The sequence below is a fragment of the Bacillus sp. BF2-3 genome (genome assembly GCF_008368795.1).
GTDB classification, from domain to species: Bacteria; Bacillota; Bacilli; order Bacillales; family Bacillaceae_G; genus Bacillus_A; species Bacillus_A cereus.
This window is the reverse complement of sequence record NZ_QOSA01000005.1, coordinates 165,308-190,145: the sequence shown is the minus strand read 5'-3', so window position 1 is coordinate 190,145 and position 24,838 is coordinate 165,308. Positions and strand designations below refer to the sequence as shown.

Sequence of the window (24,838 nt, the reverse complement as noted above, 5' to 3'; positions counted from 1 at the left end):
CTTTTTTTCACGTATTCAACTTAACAAATCTATAACCGTGTGTAACTAACACTTTTAATATCGCATATCCTGGAATGGCTAAAATAATGCCCATAATCCCGAATAAGTTTCCGGCAGTTAAAATGATAAAAATGATAGTAATCGGATGAATATCTAACTTTTTACCCATAACTTGCGGAGAAATAAATTTACCTTCTGCTAATTGTACAACCATCATAACGATAATTACTTTTAACACCATTGCTGGCGAGTCGATAAATGCGATAATTAACGCTGGTGTAATCGCGATAATTGGTCCTACGTACGGAACGATATTTACAATCATCGCTAAAATCGCAAGTAATACCGCATATTTAATACCAATAATAAGATAACCAATTAATAGCATAATACCGATAAATAAGCTGACGATAATTTGACCTCTAATATACGAGCTAATCGCATAATGCATATCATCTAGTATTCTCATTGCTGCTGGTTGTCTTTGCTCTGAAATAAACTTTAAAAAGTGATTCGGCAATTGCTCACCATCTTTTAAAAGATAGAACAATATAAATGGAACCATTACAAATGTCAAAACAACCTCTGTAACAGTACTCAAAAATCCAGTTACATTCCCAGTTACTGATGATAATGACTTTGTAAAATCAACTGTGTATTCTTTTACCATATTCGCAACATTAATATTTAAATTCTCCTGAATTTTACCGAGTAAATTACTTTCCCCGAATCTACGTGCTGCTTGTTCAATCTCATGGCCAAAATACGGTAAGTTATCAATTAATGCATCAATTTGATCTTTAATAATAGGGATAACCGTTACAACTAAAAATACAAATAATCCTAGTACGATTAAATATATGGAAGCTATCGATACGATTCTTGAAACACCTTTCTTTTCTAAAAGCGAAACGAATGGATGCAAAATATAAAATAGCACGCCTGCTAATAGTACTGGGAAGAAAATTGTTTTTAAAAATACGATAAACGGTGTAAAAACAAATGATATTTTTGTTAGCAATAAAATATTAATGAACAATAACGCAAATCCAAGTAATACCGCCAAATAATTTTGTTCTCTAAAAAACTTTCTTAACTTATCTCTTTTTCTTATATTTATTTTCTCCAACGAAACCACCTCTTCGAATGATGAAAAGCCCTTATTCAGGGCTCTTCATCATAATCTATATCTCTATTTCCTTGCAGCTTTCACTACAAATGATACAATAAGAATTAACACGATTGCACCTAATAATGCCGGCACGACATGAATCCCACCAAATGATGGCCCAAAGGATCCAAATAATCTACCACCTAACGAAGCACCTAATAAACCTGCGATAATATTTCCGAACATACCACCTGGGAAATTTTTACCTGTTATAGAACTAGCAATTGCACCTATAATAGCACCAACTATTAATGTGATAATCCATCCCATTTTTAGTCCTCCATTTCTATTATAGTTTGTATGATTTAATACAAACATATGTATTTATCATTGCTAATCATATTTCACTATAGAAATATATTTACTACTATTTTACATATGGAGATACATATATTATATGCAAAAAAGAAAAATATTGTCAAACTCACCCATAAAGCAATTATATTCATATACCATATTTAAAGGAGGCTTCATTGTCTATGATTCTTAAGTTAAATTCCACTTCTTTTGAAGTAGCAACATCCATTTTACAGGTTCAAATTCCAGCTTATAAAGTTGAAGCAGACTACTTAAATAGTACTGCCATACCTCGTTTATATGATACTGTAAACGATATTCAAAATTGCGTTGAAACATTCTATGGATATTTTTCTGAAAATAAACTTGTCGGTTTTATTTCTTTTGTACAAGAAGAAAAACTAATCGATATCCATAGGCTAGTTGTATCGCCCGATTTTTTTCAAAAAGGAATCGCAACGAAACTCCTAATTTATATATTTAACATGTTTCCCTCTTCAATGGCATACATTGTACAAACAGGTAAAGCGAATACCCCTGCTATTACTTTATATAAAAAACACGGATTCATTACAGTATCAGATACAATACTTCCTGACGGTATGATTCTTACGCAATTAAAAAAGACAGAATACACAAAATAATTTGACTTGTTCGCTCCTTTATGTTATTTTTTACTTTATAAAACCTTTTGCTGAGTCCAAATTTTGGAGCGGGGGAACCATTTTTGTAGCTATGCTACTTGGGGCGAATCTTTTTTAAGTAGGGAAACTCTCACTTCCCGAGTCCGACAGCTAACCTCGTAAGCGTAATGGGAGAGGAAGGTGCTTTTTGCCTATGTTACACATTTTGCCTCCTTAATTATAAATATGGGATCGATATCAAATAGTCACCTATATTTATAGAAAAGGAGAATGTATTATGTTACGTTTATCTGATCACGCAATTAAAATGATGGAGCAAAGACTTCGAATTGAAAAACAACGCACATATCAAGCAAATAAGGTTGTAGATAACTTACATCACAAATACTTCTTTCAGCATATTTTTCAACCGAAAAGATAAAGAAAATGTTTATTTAATATTAAAAAACACAAGGTGTGTCTTACAAAGACATTCCTTGTGTTTTTTATATTCTTTATAAAATTCTCACTACATTTAAGCTTGCTGTAATCGCACCTGCTATAGTAGTCACATGCCCTACACCTAACGGGCCATTTTGTAATATTAATGTTGAATTGGCACTCGTCACATTCACAAGAAGTGTATTTGAAATGGCTGGTTCGATTACTACAGTTGATGTCGTTACGTTTTGTATAAAACTCCCTGTTAGTTGCGTTCCATTTAATAGCAATCTAACAGATACTGTCTCATTCCCACCATTTGCATCCCCTTGAAAATAGTAGCTTACTAAATATATTCCTGGCGTCGTTACTGTGACTGTCGTAGCACTAGTTAAAGATACACCAGTTCCATATACAGTGGATCCAGAATTAATTGGGATGTTGGCATTTGCTGCAATTGTGCTTGTTGATGTAGAAAAGAAATATCCGCCACCTGTCGATATAGCAGATGATCCTGTTGCTCCAGTTAAGCCTGTTGGACCCGTTGCTCCTGTTGGGCCTGTTACTCCTGTTCCCCCTGTCGCTCCTGTTATTCCTTGTATGCCTTGTATTCCGGTCGGTCCAGTTGCACCAGTCAATCCCGTCTGGCCTGTTGCTCCCGCCTGACCCGTTACACCTTGTGGACCTTGGATTCCCTGTGGACCTTGTGGACCAGTTGCTCCAGTCGGGCCGGTTGCTCCAGTCGGACCCGTTATCCCCTGTGGACCTTGGATTCCTTGAGGACCTTGTGAGCCCGTTGCTCCTGTCTCGCCGGTTGCTCCAGTTGGACCGGTTGCTCCTTGTGGTCCTTGAATTCCTTGTGGACCTTGAGGACCCGTTGCTCCCGCCTCGCCGCTTGGACCGGTTGGACCGGTTGGACCCGCCTGACCAGTTATTCCTTGTAGACCTTGAGGGCCTGCCTGACCAGTTGGGCCTTGTGGACCTTGCACGCCTTGTATCCCCTGAATTCCTTGGGGGCCGGTTGGACCAATTGGACCTTGGATTCCCTGAATTCCTTGAGGACCCGTTGCACCCGCCTGACCCGTTACACCTTGTGGACCTTGCACACCTTGTATTCCTTGAGGACCAGTTGGGCCTATACTTCCTTGTGGTCCCTGAATACCTTGTATTCCTTGAGGACCAGTTGGACCTGTTATGCCACTCGGACCTTGTATGCCTTGCACTCCTTGAGGACCGGTTGAACCACTCGGACCTTGGATTCCTTGTAGCCCCTGTAAACCAGTTGGACCGGTCGCTCCCCTTACTCCTTGCTCACCTTGTATGCCTTGTATCCCTTGAGGGCCGGTTGGACCGATTGGCCCCTGTGCCCCTTGCACTCCTTGTGGACCAGTCGGACCGGTTGCTCCTACCGGTCCCTGGATTCCTTGTAGACCTTGCGGACCAGCCGGACCGGTTACTCCTTGTATCCCTTGTGGACCTTGAATGCCTTGATCACCCGTTGGACCCGTTGCCCCCATCGGTCCCTGTACTCCTTGCAAACCTGTTACACCAGTTGCTCCGGTCGGTCCCTGTATTCCTTGTACCCCTTGAATTCCAGTCGCTCCTGTTGCTCCGGTCGCTCCTGTTGCCCCTGTTGCTCCAGTCGGACCAGTTGGACCCCCTGGTGATCCTGCTGGACCGGTTGGACCAGTTGGACCTCCTGGTGGACCAGTTGGACCGGTTGCTCCAGTCGGGCCAGTTGCAGAACCTGTCGGACCAGTTATCCCAGTGGCTCCTGTTGGGCCGGTTGGACCTGGATCACCTTGTAAACCGGTTGGACCAGTCGGACCGATTACACCTTGCACTCCTTGTATTCCTTGTATTCCTGTTGGACCTACCTGCCCCATTTCTCCCTGGGGACCTTGTAAACCTTGAACACCAGTTTCCCCTTGTGGACCCATTGGTCCTTGCTCCCCTTGAATTCCTTGAGAACCAGTTGGACCGGTTGGACCAATCGGACCCTGTATTCCTTGTATTCCGGTTACACCTTGTAAACCACTACCTCCTAAATTACCTTGCACACCTTGTATACCAGTATTTCCAGTTGGTCCAGTCGGACCAATTTCCCCTTGCACTCCTTGTATGCCTTGTATTCCTGTTGGGCCGGTTGGACCGATTTCTCCTTGCATTCCTTGTATGCCTTGTATTCCTGTTGGACCGGTCGGACCGATTGGGCCAGGAATTCCTTGTATCCCTTGAATACCAGTTGGACCAGTCGGACCTCTTTCTCCTTGTATTCCTTGAACACCTTGTATTCCCTGTGGGCCTCGTTCTCCCATAGGTCCTTGATTACCTTGAGAACCTTGTGGTCCAGTTAAACCAGTTGGGCCGGTTGGACCATTTTCTCCTTGCACCCCTTGCACTCCTTGTATTCCTTGTGGGCCGGTTGGACCGATTGGACCTTGTACGCCTTGTATTCCTTGCGGTCCAGTTGGGCCACCTAAAGCACCAGTTGGACCGGTTGGACCAGTGGGCCCCGTAATACCTGGCGGTGGAAAAGGAATAGGTGCTTGAAACTTACTACACTTATCTTGATTCTTCACAAGCATCTCCCCCGTTATAACTAACGTATCAAACTATTTTTAATACATTTAAACTAGCTGTTATCACACCAGATAATGTCGTTACATGCCCGATAGCTAACGGACCATTTTGTAAAGACAAAGTTGCATTTGAAGAAGTAACTTCAATGACCATCGTATTCGAAACTGCTGGTTCTAATATAAAAGTACCTCCTGTAACATAAAAAATAAAACTCCCTGCGACTTGTGTTCCATTTAAAGTAAGCCTCACTGAAATTGTTTCATTTCCGGCCGTTGGATCACCTTGAAAATAATAGCTTACTAAATAAATTCCCGGCGTACTTAACGTTACAGTTGTTGCATTTGTTAAACTGACATCAGAACCAAAAACTGTAGATCCAGAATTAATTGGTATTAACGCATTCGCTGCAATTGTACTCGTTGAAGTAGAAAAGAAATAACCGCCCCCACTAGGTAAACCAGTCGCTCCTGTCGCTCCCGCTATTCCAAAGAAACCTATTGAACCTGCACTACCAGTTGCTCCTGTCGGTCCCACCACGCCACTTGGGCCCTGACTACCTTGTGCTCCAACTGGGCCTATACTACCACTAGCACCTGTCACCCCACTTGCTCCAGTTGGGCCTTGCAAACCTTGAACTCCTTGTATACCTTGTATTCCTTGCGAACCCGTTGCACCTGTATTACCTGTCGTTCCCGTTATTCCTTGTATTCCCGTAATCCCTTGCACTCCTTGCACACCTTGTGGTCCAGTTGCCCCGGTTGCTCCAGTTGCCCCAGTTTCACCCGTTGCACCTGTAATTCCAACATTTCCTTGTGGACCTTGGGGCCCTTGACTACCTTGCGCTCCTTGGACTCCTTGAGGTCCTGTTATACCAATTTCCCCTGTATTTCCTTGGGGGCCTCTAATTCCTTGTGCACCTGTTGGACCGATAATTCCTTGCACACCTTGTATTCCTTGCACTCCTTGCGCTCCTGTTGGACCCATTATTCCTTGTAATCCTTGAGGACCTTGCAAACCGATAGCTCCAGTCGGTCCTATTATTCCTTGCACTCCTTGAGGACCTTGGGCACCTTGTGTACCTGTCAATCCGGTAGTCCCTTGTATCCCTTGAACACCTTGAGGACCTTGTGTTCCAGCTGCTCCTGTTTCCCCTTGAATTCCTTGTACGCCTTGGATTCCTTGTGCTCCAGCTGGGCCGGTTGCTCCTCGGATTCCTTGTGCTCCTTGAGCTCCTTCCGCTCCTGTAACACCAACTGGACCAGCTATCCCTTGTATTCCCACCATTCCTTGTGCACCTGTTGGACCTATCACACCTTGAATACCTTGAATACCTTTAGGACCTTCTGCACCAGTTGGACCAGTTACTCCCAGCGGACCTTGTATTCCTTGAGAACCTTCTGCACCCGTTGGACCTGTTATACCTTGGTTACCTTGAGGACCTTGTGCTCCTTGTACTCCAACTGCTCCAACTACACCTTGGGCACCTTGCGCTCCCCTTACACCTTGATGACCTGTTGGACCGGTTATACCTTGCACACCTTGCCCTCCAATTGGACCTATCCCTCCGCTTACACCTGTTGAACCGGTCGCACCCGTTGGACCTGTTGGACCTCCTGGTGGACCCGGTGGGCCAGCTGGTCCAGTCACCCCACTAGAAGGGCCAATTGGACCGGTCACTCCCGTCGGACCGCCCGGTGGTCCTTCTGAGCCTTGAGTACCAATACTACCTGTCGCTCCCGTTATACCTCTTATTCCTTTTATCCCTTGAAAACCTGTTGCTCCCGTTATACCTTGTATTCCTTGCACACCTTGTGGTCCTTGTAAACCGATTGCACCTGTTATCCCCTTTATTCCACTTATACCTTGGGCACCTTGCATTCCAGTAGAACCAGTTGGACCCACTTCCCCTTGTATTCCTTGAGCTCCTTGCGGGCCTTCCTCTCCAGTAATTCCTTGTATACCTTGGAAGCCGTCTTCTCCTTGTATACCAATAGCCCCTTGCTCTCCTTGTATTCCTTGAACACCTTGAGGGCCTTGTGGACCAGTTACACCCGAGACTCCAGTTATGCCTCTCTCTCCTTGCATTCCTTGTGCCCCTGTTTGTCCTCGCTCGCCTATTTCCCCTTGTATTCCTTGTGTGCCTTGTATACCTTGACTACCAGCAGGACCCGTTGCTCCTTGTATTCCTTCTAATCCTTGTACTCCAATATCACCAATTAGACCTTGGTTACCGATTAATCCTTGAGCACCTTGGAGACCAGTCGGACCAGTTATACCTTGCTCTCCTGTATCACCAATAGCCCCTTGTATTCCTTGTGCTCCTGTTGTCCCTTGGGGACCTTGTATTCCCCTGATACCTTGAGGACCTTGGGGCCCAGTTGCTCCCGTCGGTCCAGTCACCCCTGTAGGACCAACAGGACCTTCATGCCCTCCAGTTGGACCGATTGGACCACTATTACCTGTCGGACCCGTTGCTCCTATAAGCGGAAGAGGCAGTGCCACTCCAAATTTTTTGCACTTTCTATGATGACGCACAACAATCCCCCTTCCCAAAAATAATTACACCTTTTATATGAAATGCATTTTTATAAGAAAAGTACACTTTTGACCTCATTTTTTTAAAATAAAGAAGCCTATGATTTCATCTATTTGAAATCATAGGCTTCTTTTATAAAAACACTTTACTTTCTAGCTTTAATAATAAAAGTAGTCGGCACCATTCTAGCTTTATATAAAGAATAATACTTCGTAGACGGCTCAGCTAGTTCTCCATCAAACGAGCTTGATGGTTCAGGCTCTTCTATTCTCTCAATTTTAAATCCCACTCTATTTAACTCATTTATGTATGTACTTATTTTTCTCTTATATAATGTCGCTTGTACATTTTCTCCTTTAAATGTTTCAAACGTAATGGGCGTTTCCTCATGATAAGAAGACTTTATAGCAACTTCTTCCGTACCATACTGTAAGTTTGAATATACCGGGTGCTCCCAACTAAAAATAAAACTTCCCCCTGGCTTTACATATGAATAAATCAGTTCCAACGTTTTTCTTAAATCCGAAGTCCAACCTAATGCATAAATGGAATATACAATATCAAAATATCCTTTCGGAATATCGCCTTCTTCTTCCATTGCTCCGCATACTAACTTTGGATTCCAATCCTTTAACGTCTTATTCGCTATTTCAATTTGTGTACTCGAAAGATCAAGCCCCCATAATTCCTCTGCCCCTTGTTCCGCCATATATTGCAACGAATGCCCACTTCCACAGCCAATATCAAGAACCTTTTTCTTTCTGATTGAATCGAACAAACGAATCTCATCTTCAGACGCCGTATACGGACCATATTTAGGTAAACAATCCACTTGAAAGAAATAAGGTGCAACTGTATCCCAACACTTTTTATTTAAAGCTAACATTTGCGTACCTTTCATATTCTACATTCCCCCATCCATTTTTCTTTCTCTAATATTAATTACATATCATAACCAGATCGCCCTTTTCTCTTCGCCCGGTAGTTTTTCACTTTCGCAATCGTACCGCATGCTCTTCCTCCTTCTTCTCTAGCATACATACCGCACCATCTTTTACTTCCATTTCGCGAATGATCATAAAATACCCAGCGACAATCTGGACATGCTTTTAACCTTCCCCATACATTTTCTTGAATTGACATTAACACAATGCTTAACACTTTTGTATACACATTCTCTTCATATACCGGTTCATATGTAATACCTTTCATATCATCCTTTATATGTACATGAAATGGGTATTTCTCTAACCATTTTTGCAATGATCCTTCGCCTTCAATTGTCATCCGAATATCTTCTCGAAAACCTCTTAATTCCTCTATCGTATGAAATGGAAACTCTTCATCAAAATATTCTTTCATAAAAAGCTTTATGTCTTCTTCTGTTTGCAGCAAATCAATTGGCTCTCTCGTATCGTTTGGTATTCTCCATGTATTTAAAAATTCCCGAATATATTCTAGTTCATTTGGAGCGTTTTGATTCAATTCGATCCACCTTCTTCTTAAAATTTACTTTTTTCTGACTTTATGTATAATTATAGTATAAAATAGTTAACCATCAAATAATTTTACTGGTTACATAATTAGGAGGATTTCTATGAAAAGTTTCTCAACACCGATACGTTTCATGCTTATTTCTTCATTTTTTATGTCTTTTGGGTATTTTGCAGTATACGCATTTTTAGCTATTTATCTATTAACCTTTCTTCATTTTTCTGCTGTCCAAGTAGGAACAGTGTTGACGGTTATGACAATTACATCACGAGTTATCCCATTATTCTCAGGGTTAATTGCTGACAAAATAGGCTATATCATTATGATGATAGCCGGTTTATTTTTGAGAGGAATCGGATTTATCGCTTTAGGAATATGCTCTGATTTCTATACAATTTCTATTTCTTCTGCACTTATTGGCTTCGGAACTGCATTTTACGAACCTGCTGCGCGCGCCATATTCGGTTCACAACCAGCTCATTTGAGAAAAAATTTATTTACATATTTAAACCTTAGCTTTAATTGCGGTGCAATAATCGGACCAATTGCAGGAGGGTTCTTACTCTTACTTGATCCAATCTATGCCTTCTCTCTAACAGGATCACTTATGCTGTTATTCGCTTTTATCTTTTACTTACTTAAAAATCACTTCCAAGTCACTACTGAAAACACGTCTATTACATTAGGAATACAGGCCATCTTACAAAACAAGTCTTTCCTTCTGTTTTCCTTTATCATGATTTTCTTCTATATTATGTTTACTCAACTTACTGTCGCACTTCCACTTCATATGAAAAACATTAGTAGTAGCAATCAACTTGCTACACTCGTTATTACGATAAATGCGATAACAGGCGTCATATTTATGGTATTATTCCGAAAATTATTCCACAAATACAACACACTTTCAATTATTAAATACGGTGTTTTATTAATGAGTATTTCCTTTTTACTCATTCCTTTATTTCAACACCCATATTGGCTCTTTATTTGTGTAATTTTATTTACAATCGGTGAAACACTCGTATTACCTAACGCTGATATCACTATTGCAAATTACAGTAATGAATCATATACAGCCACTTTCTTCGGATTTTATCAACTATCACTCGCATTTGGTTTTATCATTGGTAATTATACCGGTACATCTTTTACATCCAACTTAAGCGGAATGTATACACCATGGCTTATTTTTGGCGGAATAGGACTTATTGGTTTTATTTCACTACATATTTTGAATATAAAAAAAGTGGCCTCTAAAGAGGATATACACCTATGTAATACAAGCGACCTATAACGAAAAAGATTCGACCATCATCTTTGACAGTCGAATCTTTTTATTTTTCATATTCAAGGTGATTATGTCTTTTACAACCAAATAAATAGCAAGCCCCTATATAATCAGTTTCAAACTCTAATCCTGGAACGTATCCAGATTTGATACGTTCTACCATTGTTTTATAACAATTATTCTCTTCTGTATATTCCTCAATTAACTCTTTCTTATCATTTTCTGTCCAGTTTTCTTCTACTTCTTCATTCTGAACATCTTCTATTTCTGCTGTTTTCGCTTCGATACATTCCCGTATAACTTCATTTATACGGGAGAAATTATTCGTTTTATATAGAGCATACACAAATCTACCAATCCAATTAGGACTTTTCCAGCATTCTTTATATCCCTTTTCGAACCATTCAATTGCTTCTTTATAGCAATTCAACTCAACATATAAATCTGCTACATTAATTTCCCCTAAAAAATTATCAGATTCCCTGTTAAAAGTATCTAACTTCTCTTTTGCTTCTGTCGTTCGTTCTAAATCAATTAAACATTTTACATAGCTATACATGATATAGTCCGAATCCCCTGCAACTCGCAAGAAAAAGTCTGAAGCTTTTTCCAGCTCTCCAAGGTTATAATGCGCTACAGCTACATTATGATATGCTTCATCTGATGGTTGAATCGAAATAGACTTTTGTAATGCTTCTTTCGCTTCTGTCCATTTTTCTTGTTTCATGTAAATGTCCCCTAAGATGTTATAAGGAAAGTATGAAGAAGGATTAAACTTAACAACTTCTCTTATTAATTCAAGAGCTTTATCATCATTCTCTTCCTCATAAAAGTACATCCAAGCCAGATTATTGAGAGATTGTACGTCTCTAGATTCATGTACTGCTTGTTGAAACAGTTCCATTGCTTCCTCATATTTATTTTGTTCAAACATTTCAATTGCCTTCTCATTAATGTTCAAATAACTACCTCCGAAGTAAATGAATTCATCTATTCCCTATCATTATTGTAAAATGTAAAAATTATAATTTCTATAAAAAATTTCTTTCTCTCGTCTACATTTCGATTGAAATAGAAGCTAAAATATACGAATTTACAAAAATCAGTAAATTTTTCATTCTCCCTTAAATTGGATATACCTCCTGTTTCATTTTACATATTATGGTACAATTAAGAGGGTACTAACTAAACATTTACGCTCCGCACTAGTAATCTAGCAATACAAAAATCAAAAATCACATGGAATTGAGGGATGTTATGAAACAGAAATTAGCTGTTCTTCTATTCACTGGAATCATATTATCAGGATGTTCAACTATAGCAGAGAATTCTTTAGAAAGCGGGAAAGGCAGTATGGAATTATTAACACCAACGATTACAGCAAAAGACAATGAATTAGAAATTAAAACTAAAGGCATTGATGAAAATAAAGTAACTTTTATTTATGTTGCTAATAAAAAAGTGTTGGAACAAAAACTAAAAAATGGTGAATCCTACAAACTTAACATTAAAGATATCGAACACGCTCATAGGACGGACTACAAACCAAAAGTTCAACTTTTACAAACGAAAGACGATGATGATGATGGAGAAATAGTAACCTTCAAACAAGTTAGATATACAGTTAAAAACTGATTTTAAAGTTGTTTCATTATAAATGTAACAAAAGAAAATATACTTTTAACAGTAGATAAATGTAGGGGGTGCTAACATGAAAAAACGATGGATTTCTTGGTGGATTGGTAACATATTTTGGATTATCGTTTTTGGAATATGGGCCGCTATTATTTGGCTACGAGATGTTGATGGTGCTGGTGTTATTCAAACACCTGAAATTAAATCAATATCACTTATCGTTTTATTAATCACGTTTATCATACCGGTATTTTTTCAAATTATATGGCTAATCATTAATTTGAGAATGAGTAAAAAACATAATTATACGATTTAGTTTTTTTGAATTAACAGATGAATATTTTTCATAAAAAAAGAGAGGAATCTACATCAAAATAGATTCCTCCCTTTTACATTTAGACTTATACTGCGCTTTTAATGCATCACTATTCCTCTTTTTTACGATGCATGTTCATCTTTCTTCTTCATTAACGCTCTTTTCTTCATCGCCTTCGTTAAATATCCACCCTTAAACGAGCGAATTTCATACGAAGACATAAACGCTTTCGGTGCAATTTCATTAATGATTTCTAAAAGCTCTTTCTCTCTAGAACGCTTTGCGACGATATCTAAGCGATAACGTATAGAATTAATACCTTCGCCTTCAAATACTGTAACGCCAAATCCAGAGTGACGTAACTCATCTACTAATTCATTACAACGGTCTAGTAAACTAACTTGATACGTAATATAACCAATTGCTAATTTATTCTCTATATAACCGCCTAATAACAGTCCCGCACTAAAGCCAATGACATAGGCAACGATGTTCATCCAATTTGATAAATCTTGAAACACAATACCTAAACTGACAATGTAAATAGCTCCTTCTAACAATCCAACACCAGCAGCGGATCTTGTTTGATTCTTTACAAGCAAAATCGTACGGATTGTTAATATTGGAACGTAAATAATTTGAAGCACAAAAATAAGTAGCGCTTGTAACATTGGTATCCACCTCTTTCAAAAAGTCTTTTGTCATAATAACATACATAACCTTTAGAAATCGATGGGTTTTTTAAAATTTTTTTATTATTTTTCATACTATTGAAAAACACAAAAAAGAAGCGTATTATATTTGTCATTAATTTGATTACTTGTATCATATCGCTAAACTAAAAAAGGAACCTGATTAGGTCCTTTTCATCATAGCTCTATATTTTTCGAAGCATGTTCTCTTTGCTTCTCTTCTTCTTTCACTAACTGCATATTTGCGTACGCTAAATTTGCAATCATTAAAAAGTGACCACCTAAAATACCTGTACCGAATGCCCACATTTCCATTTCATGCTCAATTTCATACATGATGATAGCTCCTAAAATAGCAGCTGCAAATCGGTTTAAAACTCCTAATCCAGGAGCCTTTTCCTTCATTACGATACTTTTCCCGAGTTTCTCCACTCTGCGAGCTAATAACCAAAGACAATAAGCACTTACTGCTAATCCAATACCGAACCCTGTCACTTGTTTTCCAAACGGAGTAATCGTCCACATAAGTAGTAAACCACTAAAGATCACATACAATTGTAATCGATATACACGTAAGGCTTCTTGAATCAAAATATCCGCTCCTAAGTTCTCATTTTTTGTACTTTAGAAGAAAAGCAGCAACTTACACAGTTGCTGCTTTCTCTTCTTCTTGTTCTTGTTCCATCTTACGAATTTCAACACGTTTAATTTGGTAAGCGTCTTTTTCTAACACTTTAAATTCATAACCTTCCGCCTCAACGTGTTGTCCTTCTTCGATTTCATGATTTTGCATCATAATCCATCCACCGATTGTATCCACATCATCTTCTTCGATGTGTAATCCAAATAAATCTTTCACTTCTGAGATAAGCACTTTTCCATCAACAATAATATGTTGCTCGTTCACATGTTGAATTGGTGGTGCTTCATCTTCATCATATTCGTCACGAATTTCGCCGACGATTTCCTCCAAGATATCTTCAAGCGTTACAATTCCAGCTGTTCCTCCGTACTCATCATATAAAACAGCCATCGGAATTCGCTTCTTCTGCATTTGAAGTAATAAATCGTGAATTGGAGTCGTTTCCATCACTTCAATAATCGGACGCATATACGAGCGAATAGATGATAAATCTTTTTGATCCTCGGTCATATATCGAATAAAGAAATCTTTTACGTTGACCATACCGATAATATCATCTTTATCTTCTCCAAAAATCGGATAACGTGTGTATCGCTCATTTTGGATTACTTTCATGTGTTCTTCTACTGAATCTTCCAGGTAGAAACCAACGATTTCTGTTCGCGGTACCATAATCTCTTTTGCAATACGATTATCAAATTCAAAAATGTTATTTACATACTTGTATTCAGCTTGATTAATTTCGCCACTTTCATAGCTATCTGAAAGGATAAGACGTAATTCTTCTTCTGTATGAGCTACTTCATGTTCTGAAGCTGGCTTTAAACCAAATAAACCAGTTATCACACGAGCTGAACCGTTCAATACCCAAATAAATGGATACATTACTTTATAGAACATCATTAATGGACCTGCCAATAATAACGTTACCCTTTCAGCCTTTTGAATTGCCATCGTTTTTGGAGCTAATTCTCCTACTACAACGTGTAAATACGTCATAATCATAAAAGCAAGACCAAATGTTAATACTGATGAAATAGAAGGATTTAAGTTCCATTTCTCAAATAACGGGTGTAATAACTTTTCAATTGTCGGTTCACCTAACCAACCTAATCCCATAGCTGTAACTGTAATACCTAATTGACAAGCAGATAAATATTCATCTAAATTTGTTGTTACCTTTTTCGCTGCTAAAGCACCGCGTTTTCCTTCCGCAACAAGCTGATCGATACGGCTTGAACGTATCTTTACAATCGCAAACTCTGCTGCTACGAAAAATCCAGTAAATGCGATTAAAATCGCAACCATGACTAAATTAAATATTTCCAATGAATCCCCTTAGTTAAAAAACTAAGGTGTCCACCTCCTGTATACTATAATGTTTTCTTATTTGTTTGTTAGAAAACATAGCCCGATACAAAAATTAAAGAGGTCGGATTTCACTTATTCTATAATAATAGAGCAAGTGTCTGTATTAAAGCTGTCGTTTGACCTGATAAAGATTTCGATATTTTTTCACGTTGTGAATCAGTCAATTCATCTAAAAGCGGTTTTAACTCAGTAAGCTCCACTTCTAATCGATGAATATGGTCTGTCACTTCATTCACTTGTTTCGAAACGTGTTCATTGATACCGAGCAGCTTCTTCTTCTCCTCGATTTTCTCTTTAATCTCACAAAGCGGCATATGCATTTCTTTGCACTTCTCAATAAATTGTAATGTCTCAAATGCTGTTTCGTCGTAATAGCGATAATTAGATTGAGATCGCTCCGCTTTTAAGATACCTAGATTCGTATAATAATCAATCGTTCGTTTCGACACGTGAGCCATGAGAGCCAACTGTCCGATTCGATACACCTTCCCAACGATCTTCCCCCCTTGTTTATATTACTTACATCATACAATACATAAACTGTACAGTCAAACGTGACGGTTTATTATTCACAATTTATACAAAATTCCAATCTCCTCCTATGATGATTCAATACGAGTAATCTACACTTATACAATAAAATTACTAAACTACTACCTAATCACTACATTATCTGCCACTTTTAACCTTTCTTATTTAAAAGCATATCCTACTAATAATGATTGCTTGTATAGGAGGGAATTAATATGAAAAAGACAATCATTTCTCATTTTTATAATGAAGAATACCTACTTCCATGGTGGCTTATGCATCACACGAAAATATTCGATCACGGCATTTTAATTAATAGAGGGTCTACAGATCGTTCCGTAGAGATTTGTAAACTATTAGCACCCCACTGGGAAGTACGAAATTCAAGATTTCTTGAGTTTGATCCAACTAATACTGATATTGAAGTGATGGAAATTGAAAGAGAAGTTTCAGGTTGGAAAATCGTTTTAAATACTACTGAATTCTTTTGTTGTAATAATACTGAAGAATTTTTTTCATCTCTTCATACACTAGGCCAAAACATGTATGCGATTAGAATGATTTTAATGATAGATAATCATAATTATAATTATTCAAAGCCTAGATATTCTATCCCCTTAGTAGAACAGCGATACCACGGTGTCTTCCCTTATAACCCAAATCTCGGATGTGCTTGGAGATTTATTCACAATCATCTAGACGGTGCATATTTACCTGGTAGACATCATTCGCGGCACGGATATATAATTTATGACTATCCTTCATTTATTTTAAAATTTTATTTTAGCCCTTGGAATGAACAATCAAAGGCAAGAAAATTACAAATTACACCTACCCTTTCAAAAAGGGGTGTTCAAATGGGACTTCAAACACATTACGGTCAATCTCCTGAAGTACTGGACATACGTTTTTTAGAGCTTAGTAACCTAACACAAGACCTCCGTCATAACCCTGAATATCAAGAATTATTCCCAAAATTCAAACCGTAATACTTTCTGCATCGTCATCACCTCAAACATTTTCATTCACTTAATCAAAAACAATCTCATTTGCATAAAACATGAATACTGTATAAATAATAAATTTTTATTTTAGGAGGAAAAAATGAAAGCTGTTATTCTTGCTGGTGGGTACGGTACAAGAATTGGGGAAGAAACACATTTAAAACCGAAACCTATGATTGAAATTGGAACAAAACCCATTCTATGGCACATTATGAGTTTGTATAGTCATTACGGAATTACTGAGTTTATTATTTGCTTAGGCTATAAAGGATATGCAATTAAAGAGTTCTTTCTAAATTACAACTTACACATGTCTGATTTCACAATACAGTTAAACGATAATACAATTACTAGCCATTCTCATCGTGTAGAACCATGGAAAGTTACACTAATCGATACTGGTGTAAATACCGAAACGGGTGGCCGAGTGAAAAAGATTCAAAATTATGTCGGAGACGAACCTTTCTGCCTCACTTATGGTGATGGATTAAGTAATGTAAATATAAAAGAACTTATTACATTCCATAAAAAACATGGAAAAATGGCTACTGTTACTGCCGTACAACCTCCTGGTAGATTTGGTTCTCTCATATTAGATAAACAGTCTGTAACATCTTTTCAAGAAAAACCATTAGGTGATGGCGGATGGGTTAACGGTGGATTTTTCGTTTTAAATCCTGAAGTTTTCAATTACATTAGTGGAGATAAGTCTGTTTTTGAAACAGACACTTTAGTTCAGTTAGTAAACAAAAATGAATTGACCGCATATCAACATTCTGGTTTTTGGCATCCGATGGATACATTGCGCGATAAAAATAAATTAGTCGAGCTATGGGAAAGTAATAGCGCTCCGTGGAAGGTTTGGTAATATGGCTTCATCATCTTTTTGGAATAAGAAAAAAGTATTTATTACAGGACATACTGGATTTAAAGGCTCCTGGCTCACCCTTTTCTTAAGTTCTTTAGGTGCAGAAGTAGTAGGCTTTTCTTCTCATCCCCCATCCATTCCTAACATTTTTGAACAAGGTAACGTAGCAAAAGAGTGCACGACAATGAAAGGCGATATTACAGATTACCATTCTTTATTTCATGCCATGAAGCAGCATAAACCTGACATAATATTTCATTTAGCAGCTCAGCCAATCGTAACCGCTTCATACAAAAATCCTATCGATACATTCAAAACGAATGTTTTAGGTACTGTCCACGTGCTAGAAGCAGCAAAGTCCGTCGAAAGCGTACGTGCCATTATTAATGTGACAAGCGATAAATGTTATGAGAATGACAGTAGTGGCGACCGAGCGTTCGTGGAAAATGACCGACTAGGAGGTTTCGACCCTTATAGCGCTAGTAAAGCTTGCGCTGAAATAGTGGCAACATCCTATCAAAAATCATTCTTCCGCACTAATACCCAGAAACTCGCCTCAGTCAGAGCTGGTAACGTCATCGGCGGTGGTGATTGGGCAGAAGATCGATTATTCCCTGATATCATTCGGGCATATTTGCACAATCATACTTTGTATATTCGAAACAAATATGCCGTCCGTCCGTGGCAACATGTTTTAGATCCTCTACATGGCTATATCCTTTTAGCTGAGAAACTTTGGAATGATGATAAATATGCAGAAGCGTGGAATTTCGGCCCAATGAATGAACCTAACAGAACCGTTCATGATGTCATTGAATCTGTAATAAAATTATGGAATAACCCACTAACAATCATTTCCTCCTCTACAAATACTCCTTATGAATCACCTGTTTTAACACTCGACAGTACAAAAGCAGTAAATAAACTCGGCTGGACTCCTAAGTTATCAACAGATGATGCTATCGCTTGGACTGTTGATTGGTACAAAAAATATGCATCTGGTGAAAATATAGAATCTTTCACACGACAACAAATCGATGCATTCAAAAATTTATAAGGGGGCTATAAAATGGAACAGAAAAAATGCCGTTTTTGCCACTCATTACTAACCAACACTTTTTTAGATTTGGGCGTTTCCCCTCTTGCTAATTCATTTGTAGCTCCTGAAAGCTCATATAAAATGGAACCTTTTTATCCGCTGCACACATTTGTTTGTAACTCTTGTTTACTCGTACAGCTAGATGAATTTGAATCCCCACAAAATATTTTTCATAACTATTTATACTTCAGCTCTTACTCCTCAAGTTGGCTACTACACGCTAAACAATACGTAGAAATGGCGATTAAGCGTTTCAACTTAACGAAACATTCAAAAGTGATTGAAATCGCAAGTAACGATGGGTACTTATTACAATACTTTAAAAAAGAAAATATCGAGACATTGGGAATTGAACCCGCGAAAAACGTAGCAGAAATTGCTATCAAAAAAGGAATTCCTACTCATGTAAATTTTTTCAGTAATGACTTAGCAAAAAAATTGCCACAAGCTGATTTAATCGTCGCAAATAACGTATTAGCACACGTTCCGAACTTGCATGATTTTGTCGCTGGTTTAAAAACACTATTAAAACGTGATGGCACGATAACAATTGAATTCCCGCACTTATTAAACCTTATATCCTTTAACCAATTTGATACCATCTACCATGAACACTTCTCCTACTTCTCACTTATAAGCCTTCAAAAAGTTTTAAGTTATCATCATTTACAAATTGTTGATGTAGAAGAACTTTCAACGCATGGTGGTTCCTTACGGATTTTTGTAAACCATCTAAATGCCCAATCAACTATCCATTCCAATGTTACAAAATTAATTCAAAAAGAAGTCGACCACGGGTTAGATACTTTAGATTACTATCTCCTTTTTTCTAAACGCATCGAACAATTGAAAATAAATATTTTAAAGTTTTTTATTGAAGCGAAAGTTTTAAACAAACAAATTATCGGTTACGGTGCTCCAGCTAAAGGAAACACCCTTTTGAATTATTGCGGGATAGGTAAAGAATTTCTAGCTTATACAGTAGATAAAAATCCTCACAAACAAAATCTCCTTTTACCAGGAACTCGTATTCCAGTAAAATCTCCAGCAGAAATTAAACGTACAAAACCGGATTACATTTTCATACTTCCTTGGAATTTGAAAGACGAAATTATGAAAGAATGCTCTTTCATTCGTGAATGGGGCGGTAAATTTTTAGTGACGGTTCCAGAAGTTGAGGTGATCGAGCCATGAAGAAAGTTGTTGTAACAGGTGGTAGTGGCTGGATAGGTAAATATGTTGTACATTCACTTATACAAAAGGGATATGAAGTGCACGCCACGTATAATAAAAATAACCCCTCTCACCTCCCTTGCCATTGGCATAAAGTAAACTTGCTTCGCGATGACGAAGTAAAACAATTCATTTCGGATGTTCAGCCTAGCCATCTCATTCACCTTGCTTGGGAAGCAGTGCCACCAGCATGCTATGTATCTATTAATAATTACTATTGGCTAAAGTCTAGTATTTCATTGATTCAACACTTCACAACATGCGGCGGAAAGCGTGTTGTCGTTGCAGGTACTGGCGCAGAGTACGAATGGTTTAACGGCGTATTATTTGAAGATTCACCGCTCCTTTCCTATAAAACCCCGTATTCTTTATGTAAAAATGCACTGCACTCCTGGCTAGAAACGTATGCACAACAAACAGGCCTCAGCATGTGTTGGGGCCGCATTTTTCATATGTATGGACCTCACGAACAAGGTAATCGGCTCGTTTCTAACATTATCACTTCCTTATTAAAAAATGAGGAAGCACTATGTACACATGGAAAACAATCGAGAGATTTCCTCCATGTGAGTGACGTCGCTGACGCTCTCGTAACAGTATTAGAACATGGCGTTACAGGCACCATCAATATCGCTTCAGGTCAATCTGTACAAATTAAAGAACTAGCTTCTATCATCGCTAAAAAGATAGGAAAAGAACATTTAATTAAACTAGACGCGATTCCTTTCTCTAAAGATGAACCTTTATTCGTCGGCGTTAGTGTAGAACGTTTAAAAACTGAAGTAAACTGGAAACCAACATACGATTTAAATACAGGAATAGAAGAAACAATTTTATGGTGGGAATCATTTATACAAAAACATAACGATATACGTCACTAAAACGTAAATCCTTCGTTCCTCTCGCTAATTCCTTATACCATTCTTCTAATCTTTCCGGCGTAATAATATGGTGCGTCCCCATTCCCCCATGCTTACTAGCTTCAGAAAGAGTCGGACCAATTTGTAACTTTCTCTTTCTCATCACATCGTTCCACGGACTAAACCCAAACCATAATATACAAGCAAGAGGTGGATAAATCATCGATTCATGCGCAGATAAATGTCTTCCAACCGTATAACTTCCATGCTCATGATTATGAATAAATCTACCTCTTCTCCATAACGGCCAATCTTCTGGTAAATAACCATGAAATCGCTGTTTCATTAAAGGTATTCCAAAGTTAAGGTCAGGATAGTTGCAGTTAGGATCATCAACCATAATAAGCCCGTCCAGCCAATACATCCTCCCCCCCAATTCATGTAGCGATTTCCAAAACTGATTTTTATCTTGCACGCAAAGAAACTCAGTCGTATTTAAAATCATTTTCCATCCTTGTACTTCTTGTTCTATCCTCATCACTTCATGATCTGTCGCATATGCATCAAACTCTGGATTTACAGAATCTCGCACCTCCCAATGCGGTGCGAATTTTTTACAAATCTCAACGGAACGATCTGTTGAACCTTTATTAATTAAAATACCATGATCAAAAAGTTTCGTATGATGCATAAGCCACCATGGCAATAAATACTCTTCATTGTAAAAATGCGAAATAACGGTTGTAGTTATAATAATCTCCTCCTCTTTCTCTATTAATCTACTTTTTATCCTACAACCAATATACTCATAAGCAAAAATATGTTTCCTAATTATCGGTCAAATATTATTATTAATATTTTTGTAAGTTTTCCTTCGGTACCCAGCCCTTCTCACCATCTCTTCCTTCGCACCAAACCCATCCATTCAATTCTTCTAATCCGATCAATCTTTCTCCAATACTCACATTTAATTCTTTCGCAGTATATTGTTTTATAATAATTCCCGTTCCATTCATATCTTTTCTTATAATTTGCTCCGGAACCCATCCTTTCCGGTCATATTTCTCTTCGTGACAAAACATCCAGTTTTCCCAATTTTCAGGACCAGCGTAACTCTCTATCATTTTCACTACATCCCCCTCTTCTAAGCGAATTGGATTAGGATAATTGCTAACATGTGATTTTATAACGATATATTTCATAACACTCTCCAATAATCAGAAAATTAAGTTATAATATCATTATAAAATTATGAAGGAGGAATGCACTCATGTACTACAACACTTCATTCGAAAACGATCAACCTGTAGGCCGTCTATAAACTAAGACGGGCTTATAACACATACACTATGCCTCGTCTTAGGGAACTCATATTACCCTAAAAATAGACGGAGGTACTTCAAATGAAACAAACCATTTTAGGAGCTATATGCTTATCACTAGCAGCAAGTATATGGGGCGGTATGTATGTTGTTAGCAAATACGTACTCGATTTCATTCCACCACTAACACTCGTTTGGCTACGCTTTATTATCGCTTTTGTTGTTTTATATGGCATTTTGAAACTAGCTGAGAAAAAGCAAAAGAAAAAAGTAACCATTCGCAAAAAAGATTGGCTCCTATTCGCTTGGATTGGATTTATCGGCTATTTCATTTCGATCACATGCCAATTTATCGGAACAAAATTATCCGACGCTCATACAGGCTCGTTAGTTACATCAGCTACACCTGCATTTATGGTTATATTTGCAGCGCTCATTTTGAAAGAAAAACTAACTGCTCGTAGACTTTTATCTACTATAATAGCGACAATCGGTGTCATTATCGTAATCGGATGGGATATTGAAATTGGCTCCTATTTTATTGGAACAATCATTTTAGTTGGAGCCGCTATTACGTGGGCTTTACTATCTATTTATGTAAAAATCGCTTCAATCCAATTTTCATCCTTAGTTATTACAACGTACGCAATTTTCTTTTCACTCTTTTTTATTACACCTTTTATGATATGGGAGCTACAAGCGGCCTCTATCGGAACAGTAAATACGTACGTAATATTAGGCGTATTATACTTAGGAATCGTCTCAACAGCAGGTGCCTTTTTCCTTTGGAATAAAGGATTAGAATTACTGGATGCAAGCATAGGTTCCTTATTTTTCTTCTTCCAACCTATCGTTGGATCGTTACTTGGTTGGCTCTTATTAAATGAAACATTAAATAGTAACTTTTTTATTGGTGGTATTCTTATTATATGTAGCGTTTTCATTACTACTTTTGAAAAGAAATAAAAAGCAGGCAGAGATTCTTAGTCTCTGCCTGTTCGCATTATTGGATCTTGGTCGTGAAAACCAATACAAATCGGTATATTATTTTGCACTTCACTACGTACACTTATAAAACTACACAGCGTTTTAGCAATTAAATATAAAGTGATACCAATTGCTTTTTCACTTGTGTCAAAGCCATTTTCATTATACATATCCGCTAATTCTACAGACTCCGGTCCCTCAACATCATATGTCCATTCAGAAGCCCAATCATCATCCTCTTCTTCAAGTGGAGCATACTCCTCACAAATATAAAACTGACTAGTCCACTCGTTATCAAGGTCATACTCAAAATAAATCGCTTTTGCTTCTTCATTAGTAGCCATTTCTACAGCTGCATCCAAACCTACTCGAATACTTACCTTATATGACTCTACATCAATTACTTTAATTCGTTCTGCATATTCTGTAGACGCCAACATGCAACAAATATCATAATACTTCGCTTCTATTTGCTCTACTGCTAACGAAAAGACATCCTCTTGCATCTCTTCTAAATACTGAAATATATCCACACTAAATACTCCTCACTCTTTACGCACTCCAATGCGATGGACGAGACAATAATTTCGGTAATTTCGTATGTTTGTCCCCTCTAGCAGCATTAACTTGAACTTGCGTCAGAAAAATACTATTAGTAAAATCAGCCCCGCGAATATCTGCATCTCGCAAATCTGCTCCGATGAGATCTGCTCCTCTTAAATCTGCACCATTTAAGTTAGCCGCAATTAAGTAAGCTCCTCTTAAATTTGCACCTTGTAAATTTTTCTTTTTCAGATTCGCTCCCATAAGGTCTGCTCCGCGGTGAATGATTCGTTTCTTACGCGCAGTATTCATTTCCTTCCATACTAATTCGCTCGTTTCTAAAAGAAGAATGTTCACCTCTGCCCTATGCATTGGAACATTTATTTTCATTAACTCATCTGGATTTAAATTCGAAAGTCGATCTGTCTCCTCAATTGCGGTCTCCAGCTCTTTATGAATTGGCTGTGTTGCCTTTAAAAGAATCGCTTCATTCAAATACCAAAGCATTTCATGAAGTTGATGCATAACCGGAAAAGCATCGTACATTTTTCTTGCATGCTTTGCATCTTCCCTCCAATCAATCCCTTTAAACGTACCCTGAGAAATCTTCTGCCCAGCACCGAAACATTCAAATACTGTACAACCTTTATAACCTTTTCCTCTAAGATTTTTATGTATACTACATTTAAAATCTGATTGTAAGTTGGAACACGGTTTACCACCATCTTTATTCACTGCAAAATCTACCGATGCTGCAAACGGTAATGCAACGCAACATAGACCGAAGCATTTTTCGCAGTTTGCTTTTAAATGATCGTTATGATTAGTCAAAATCTATACCCCCTGTTGTCTTTTGACTATTTCATAATATTCCAACTGTAATAAATAATCAATTTTAAAATAAACCAGCATCTTTCGTTTCAATTCATAACTTTATCATTCGATTTCCTTTCAATTGAAAAGGACTATTTCTATTTAATGAATTATAATTGAATTATAAATTTTCTAACTAAAAAGGAGACTTATTATGGCACTAGAAATGAAAACAAACTGTCAAATTTGCGATCAATCGCTCGAACAAAATTCTGAAGCATACATTTGTGTATATGAATGTACATTTTGCGCACCATGTACAGAAGAAAGACATAACGTTTGTCCAAACTGCGGCGGCGAATTAGTACGTAGACCGAAAAAGAAATAATAAAAAGCAAAGCGATATCGCTTTGCTTTTTATTATTTTCTGAGTTGATGAAACTATATCGGACAATTAGTACGTAGACCGAAAAAGAAATAATAAA

27 protein-coding genes and 1 riboswitch are annotated in these 24,838 nt (G+C 37.8%); of the genes, 12 read left to right on the top strand and 15 right to left on the bottom strand.

Annotated elements, in window-relative coordinates:
* Window positions 1-7 precede the first annotated feature (7 nt).
* Window positions 8-1,129 carry an AI-2E family transporter gene (locus DN401_RS05375; protein ID WP_000411484.1) on the bottom strand — a complete coding sequence of 374 codons (1,122 nt, stop codon included), beginning with the start codon at window positions 1,127-1,129 and terminating at the stop codon, window positions 8-10.
* A gap of 63 nt (window positions 1,130-1,192) precedes the next feature.
* Window positions 1,193-1,441: a GlsB/YeaQ/YmgE family stress response membrane protein gene (locus DN401_RS05370; protein ID WP_000539733.1), complete on the bottom strand. Its 249-nt coding sequence runs from the start codon at window positions 1,439-1,441 to the stop codon at window positions 1,193-1,195.
* 209 nt (window positions 1,442-1,650) lie between these two features.
* On the opposite strand from DN401_RS05370, the gene DN401_RS05365 reads away from it, so the two are divergent.
* A complete protein-coding gene (locus DN401_RS05365) occupies window positions 1,651-2,112 on the top strand; it encodes a GNAT family N-acetyltransferase (protein WP_000601228.1) in 462 nt (153 codons plus the stop codon).
* A 38-nt stretch (window positions 2,113-2,150) separates the two neighbouring features.
* Window positions 2,151-2,293: riboswitch (cyclic di-AMP (ydaO/yuaA leader) on the top strand.
* A 96-nt stretch (window positions 2,294-2,389) separates the two neighbouring features.
* Window positions 2,390-2,533, top strand: a complete 144-nt coding sequence (locus tag DN401_RS29720) for a hypothetical protein (RefSeq protein WP_000945243.1) — start codon at window positions 2,390-2,392, stop codon at window positions 2,531-2,533.
* Between the two features lie 73 nt (window positions 2,534-2,606).
* Here the strand turns inward: DN401_RS29720 and DN401_RS05360 are convergent, their stop codons facing one another.
* The 4 genes from DN401_RS05360 to DN401_RS05345 form a co-directional block, all read right to left on the bottom strand.
* Complete coding sequence (locus DN401_RS05360; protein WP_149287621.1) at window positions 2,607-5,120, bottom strand: BC_3345 family exosporium-associated protein; 2,514 nt, start codon at window positions 5,118-5,120, stop codon at window positions 2,607-2,609.
* A 22-nt stretch (window positions 5,121-5,142) separates the two neighbouring features.
* Window positions 5,143-7,650 carry a collagen-like protein gene (locus tag DN401_RS05355; RefSeq protein WP_001215797.1) on the bottom strand — a complete coding sequence of 836 codons (2,508 nt, stop codon included), beginning with the start codon at window positions 7,648-7,650 and terminating at the stop codon, window positions 5,143-5,145.
* Between the two features lie 146 nt (window positions 7,651-7,796).
* Window positions 7,797-8,552 carry a class I SAM-dependent methyltransferase gene (locus tag DN401_RS05350; protein WP_000679198.1) on the bottom strand — a complete coding sequence of 252 codons (756 nt, stop codon included), beginning with the start codon at window positions 8,550-8,552 and terminating at the stop codon, window positions 7,797-7,799.
* 41 nt (window positions 8,553-8,593) lie between these two features.
* A complete protein-coding gene (locus DN401_RS05345) occupies window positions 8,594-9,136 on the bottom strand; it encodes a CGNR zinc finger domain-containing protein (protein WP_001072931.1) in 543 nt (180 codons plus the stop codon).
* A gap of 112 nt (window positions 9,137-9,248) precedes the next feature.
* On the opposite strand from DN401_RS05345, the gene DN401_RS05340 reads away from it, so the two are divergent.
* Window positions 9,249-10,442, top strand: a complete 1,194-nt coding sequence (locus tag DN401_RS05340) for an MDR family MFS transporter (RefSeq protein WP_000834867.1) — start codon at window positions 9,249-9,251, stop codon at window positions 10,440-10,442.
* A 40-nt stretch (window positions 10,443-10,482) separates the two neighbouring features.
* Here the strand turns inward: DN401_RS05340 and DN401_RS05335 are convergent, their stop codons facing one another.
* The gene (locus DN401_RS05335) at window positions 10,483-11,397 is read right to left on the bottom strand and encodes a tetratricopeptide repeat protein (RefSeq protein WP_001024458.1); all 915 of its coding nucleotides are present in this window, start codon (window positions 11,395-11,397) and stop codon (window positions 10,483-10,485) included.
* A 278-nt stretch (window positions 11,398-11,675) separates the two neighbouring features.
* On the opposite strand from DN401_RS05335, the gene DN401_RS05330 reads away from it, so the two are divergent.
* On the top strand, window positions 11,676-12,071 hold the full coding sequence (locus DN401_RS05330; RefSeq protein WP_002041528.1) for a hypothetical protein: 396 nt from the start codon (window positions 11,676-11,678) through the stop codon (window positions 12,069-12,071).
* A gap of 76 nt (window positions 12,072-12,147) precedes the next feature.
* Window positions 12,148-12,387 carry a DUF3923 family protein gene (locus tag DN401_RS05325; RefSeq protein WP_000747681.1) on the top strand — a complete coding sequence of 80 codons (240 nt, stop codon included), beginning with the start codon at window positions 12,148-12,150 and terminating at the stop codon, window positions 12,385-12,387.
* A gap of 122 nt (window positions 12,388-12,509) precedes the next feature.
* Here the strand turns inward: DN401_RS05325 and DN401_RS05320 are convergent, their stop codons facing one another.
* From DN401_RS05320 to DN401_RS05305, 4 genes are all read right to left on the bottom strand, one after another.
* The gene (locus DN401_RS05320; protein ID WP_000938438.1) at window positions 12,510-13,058 is read right to left on the bottom strand and encodes a DUF2179 domain-containing protein; all 549 of its coding nucleotides are present in this window, start codon (window positions 13,056-13,058) and stop codon (window positions 12,510-12,512) included.
* A 198-nt stretch (window positions 13,059-13,256) separates the two neighbouring features.
* Window positions 13,257-13,670 carry an ATP synthase subunit I gene (locus DN401_RS05315; protein ID WP_000613876.1) on the bottom strand — a complete coding sequence of 138 codons (414 nt, stop codon included), beginning with the start codon at window positions 13,668-13,670 and terminating at the stop codon, window positions 13,257-13,259.
* 52 nt (window positions 13,671-13,722) lie between these two features.
* On the bottom strand, window positions 13,723-15,051 hold the full coding sequence (locus DN401_RS05310; protein ID WP_000402258.1) for a hemolysin family protein: 1,329 nt from the start codon (window positions 15,049-15,051) through the stop codon (window positions 13,723-13,725).
* Window positions 15,052-15,170: 119 nt separating this feature from the next.
* Window positions 15,171-15,578, bottom strand: a complete 408-nt coding sequence (locus DN401_RS05305) for a MerR family transcriptional regulator (RefSeq protein ID WP_000285639.1) — start codon at window positions 15,576-15,578, stop codon at window positions 15,171-15,173.
* Window positions 15,579-15,839: 261 nt separating this feature from the next.
* Here DN401_RS05305 and DN401_RS05300 point away from each other — a divergent pair, with 261 nt between their 5' ends.
* The 5 genes from DN401_RS05300 to DN401_RS05280 all read left to right on the top strand — a co-directional run bounded on the left by DN401_RS05300 (window position 15,840) and on the right by DN401_RS05280 (window position 20,709).
* On the top strand, window positions 15,840-16,613 hold the full coding sequence (locus DN401_RS05300; protein WP_000750973.1) for a glycosyltransferase family 2 protein: 774 nt from the start codon (window positions 15,840-15,842) through the stop codon (window positions 16,611-16,613).
* A gap of 115 nt (window positions 16,614-16,728) precedes the next feature.
* Window positions 16,729-17,496 (top strand): glucose-1-phosphate cytidylyltransferase, encoded by a 768-nt coding sequence (gene rfbF / locus DN401_RS05295; protein ID WP_000648808.1) that lies wholly within the window; start codon window positions 16,729-16,731, stop codon window positions 17,494-17,496.
* Window position 17,497: 1 nt separating this feature from the next.
* Complete coding sequence (gene rfbG / locus DN401_RS05290; RefSeq protein ID WP_000168662.1) at window positions 17,498-18,553, top strand: CDP-glucose 4,6-dehydratase; 1,056 nt, start codon at window positions 17,498-17,500, stop codon at window positions 18,551-18,553.
* 12 nt (window positions 18,554-18,565) lie between these two features.
* Window positions 18,566-19,789 carry a class I SAM-dependent methyltransferase gene (locus DN401_RS05285; RefSeq protein WP_000435779.1) on the top strand — a complete coding sequence of 408 codons (1,224 nt, stop codon included), beginning with the start codon at window positions 18,566-18,568 and terminating at the stop codon, window positions 19,787-19,789.
* Complete coding sequence (locus tag DN401_RS05280; RefSeq protein WP_000758376.1) at window positions 19,786-20,709, top strand: NAD-dependent epimerase/dehydratase family protein; 924 nt, start codon at window positions 19,786-19,788, stop codon at window positions 20,707-20,709. The genes DN401_RS05285 and DN401_RS05280 overlap by 4 nt, the downstream gene beginning before the upstream one ends.
* Here DN401_RS05280 and DN401_RS05275 read toward each other — a convergent pair.
* Together DN401_RS05275 and DN401_RS05270 are read right to left on the bottom strand one after the other, a co-directional pair.
* Complete coding sequence (locus DN401_RS05275) at window positions 20,678-21,478, bottom strand: glycosyltransferase family 2 protein (protein ID WP_079998819.1); 801 nt, start codon at window positions 21,476-21,478, stop codon at window positions 20,678-20,680. The two genes, DN401_RS05280 and DN401_RS05275, sit on opposite strands and share 32 nt — an antisense overlap.
* A 61-nt stretch (window positions 21,479-21,539) precedes the next feature.
* The gene (locus tag DN401_RS05270; RefSeq protein WP_000875284.1) at window positions 21,540-21,890 is read right to left on the bottom strand and encodes an SH3 domain-containing protein; all 351 of its coding nucleotides are present in this window, start codon (window positions 21,888-21,890) and stop codon (window positions 21,540-21,542) included.
* Window positions 21,891-22,091: 201 nt separating this feature from the next.
* Between DN401_RS05270 and DN401_RS05265 the strand changes: the two genes are divergently transcribed.
* Window positions 22,092-22,976: a DMT family transporter gene (locus DN401_RS05265; protein WP_000814732.1), complete on the top strand. Its 885-nt coding sequence runs from the start codon at window positions 22,092-22,094 to the stop codon at window positions 22,974-22,976.
* Window positions 22,977-22,993: 17 nt separating this feature from the next.
* Here the strand turns inward: DN401_RS05265 and DN401_RS05260 are convergent, their stop codons facing one another.
* Together DN401_RS05260 and DN401_RS05255 are read right to left on the bottom strand one after the other, a co-directional pair.
* Entirely contained in the window at window positions 22,994-23,530 is a 537-nt protein-coding gene (locus tag DN401_RS05260; RefSeq protein WP_000350943.1) for a hypothetical protein, read from the bottom strand.
* Between the two features lie 19 nt (window positions 23,531-23,549).
* Window positions 23,550-24,371, bottom strand: a complete 822-nt coding sequence (locus DN401_RS05255) for a pentapeptide repeat-containing protein (protein WP_149287620.1) — start codon at window positions 24,369-24,371, stop codon at window positions 23,550-23,552.
* Window positions 24,372-24,567: 196 nt separating this feature from the next.
* Between DN401_RS05255 and DN401_RS05250 the strand changes: the two genes are divergently transcribed.
* The gene (locus tag DN401_RS05250; protein WP_001162792.1) at window positions 24,568-24,741 is read left to right on the top strand and encodes a DUF1272 domain-containing protein; all 174 of its coding nucleotides are present in this window, start codon (window positions 24,568-24,570) and stop codon (window positions 24,739-24,741) included.
* Window positions 24,742-24,838: the final 97 nt, after the last annotated feature.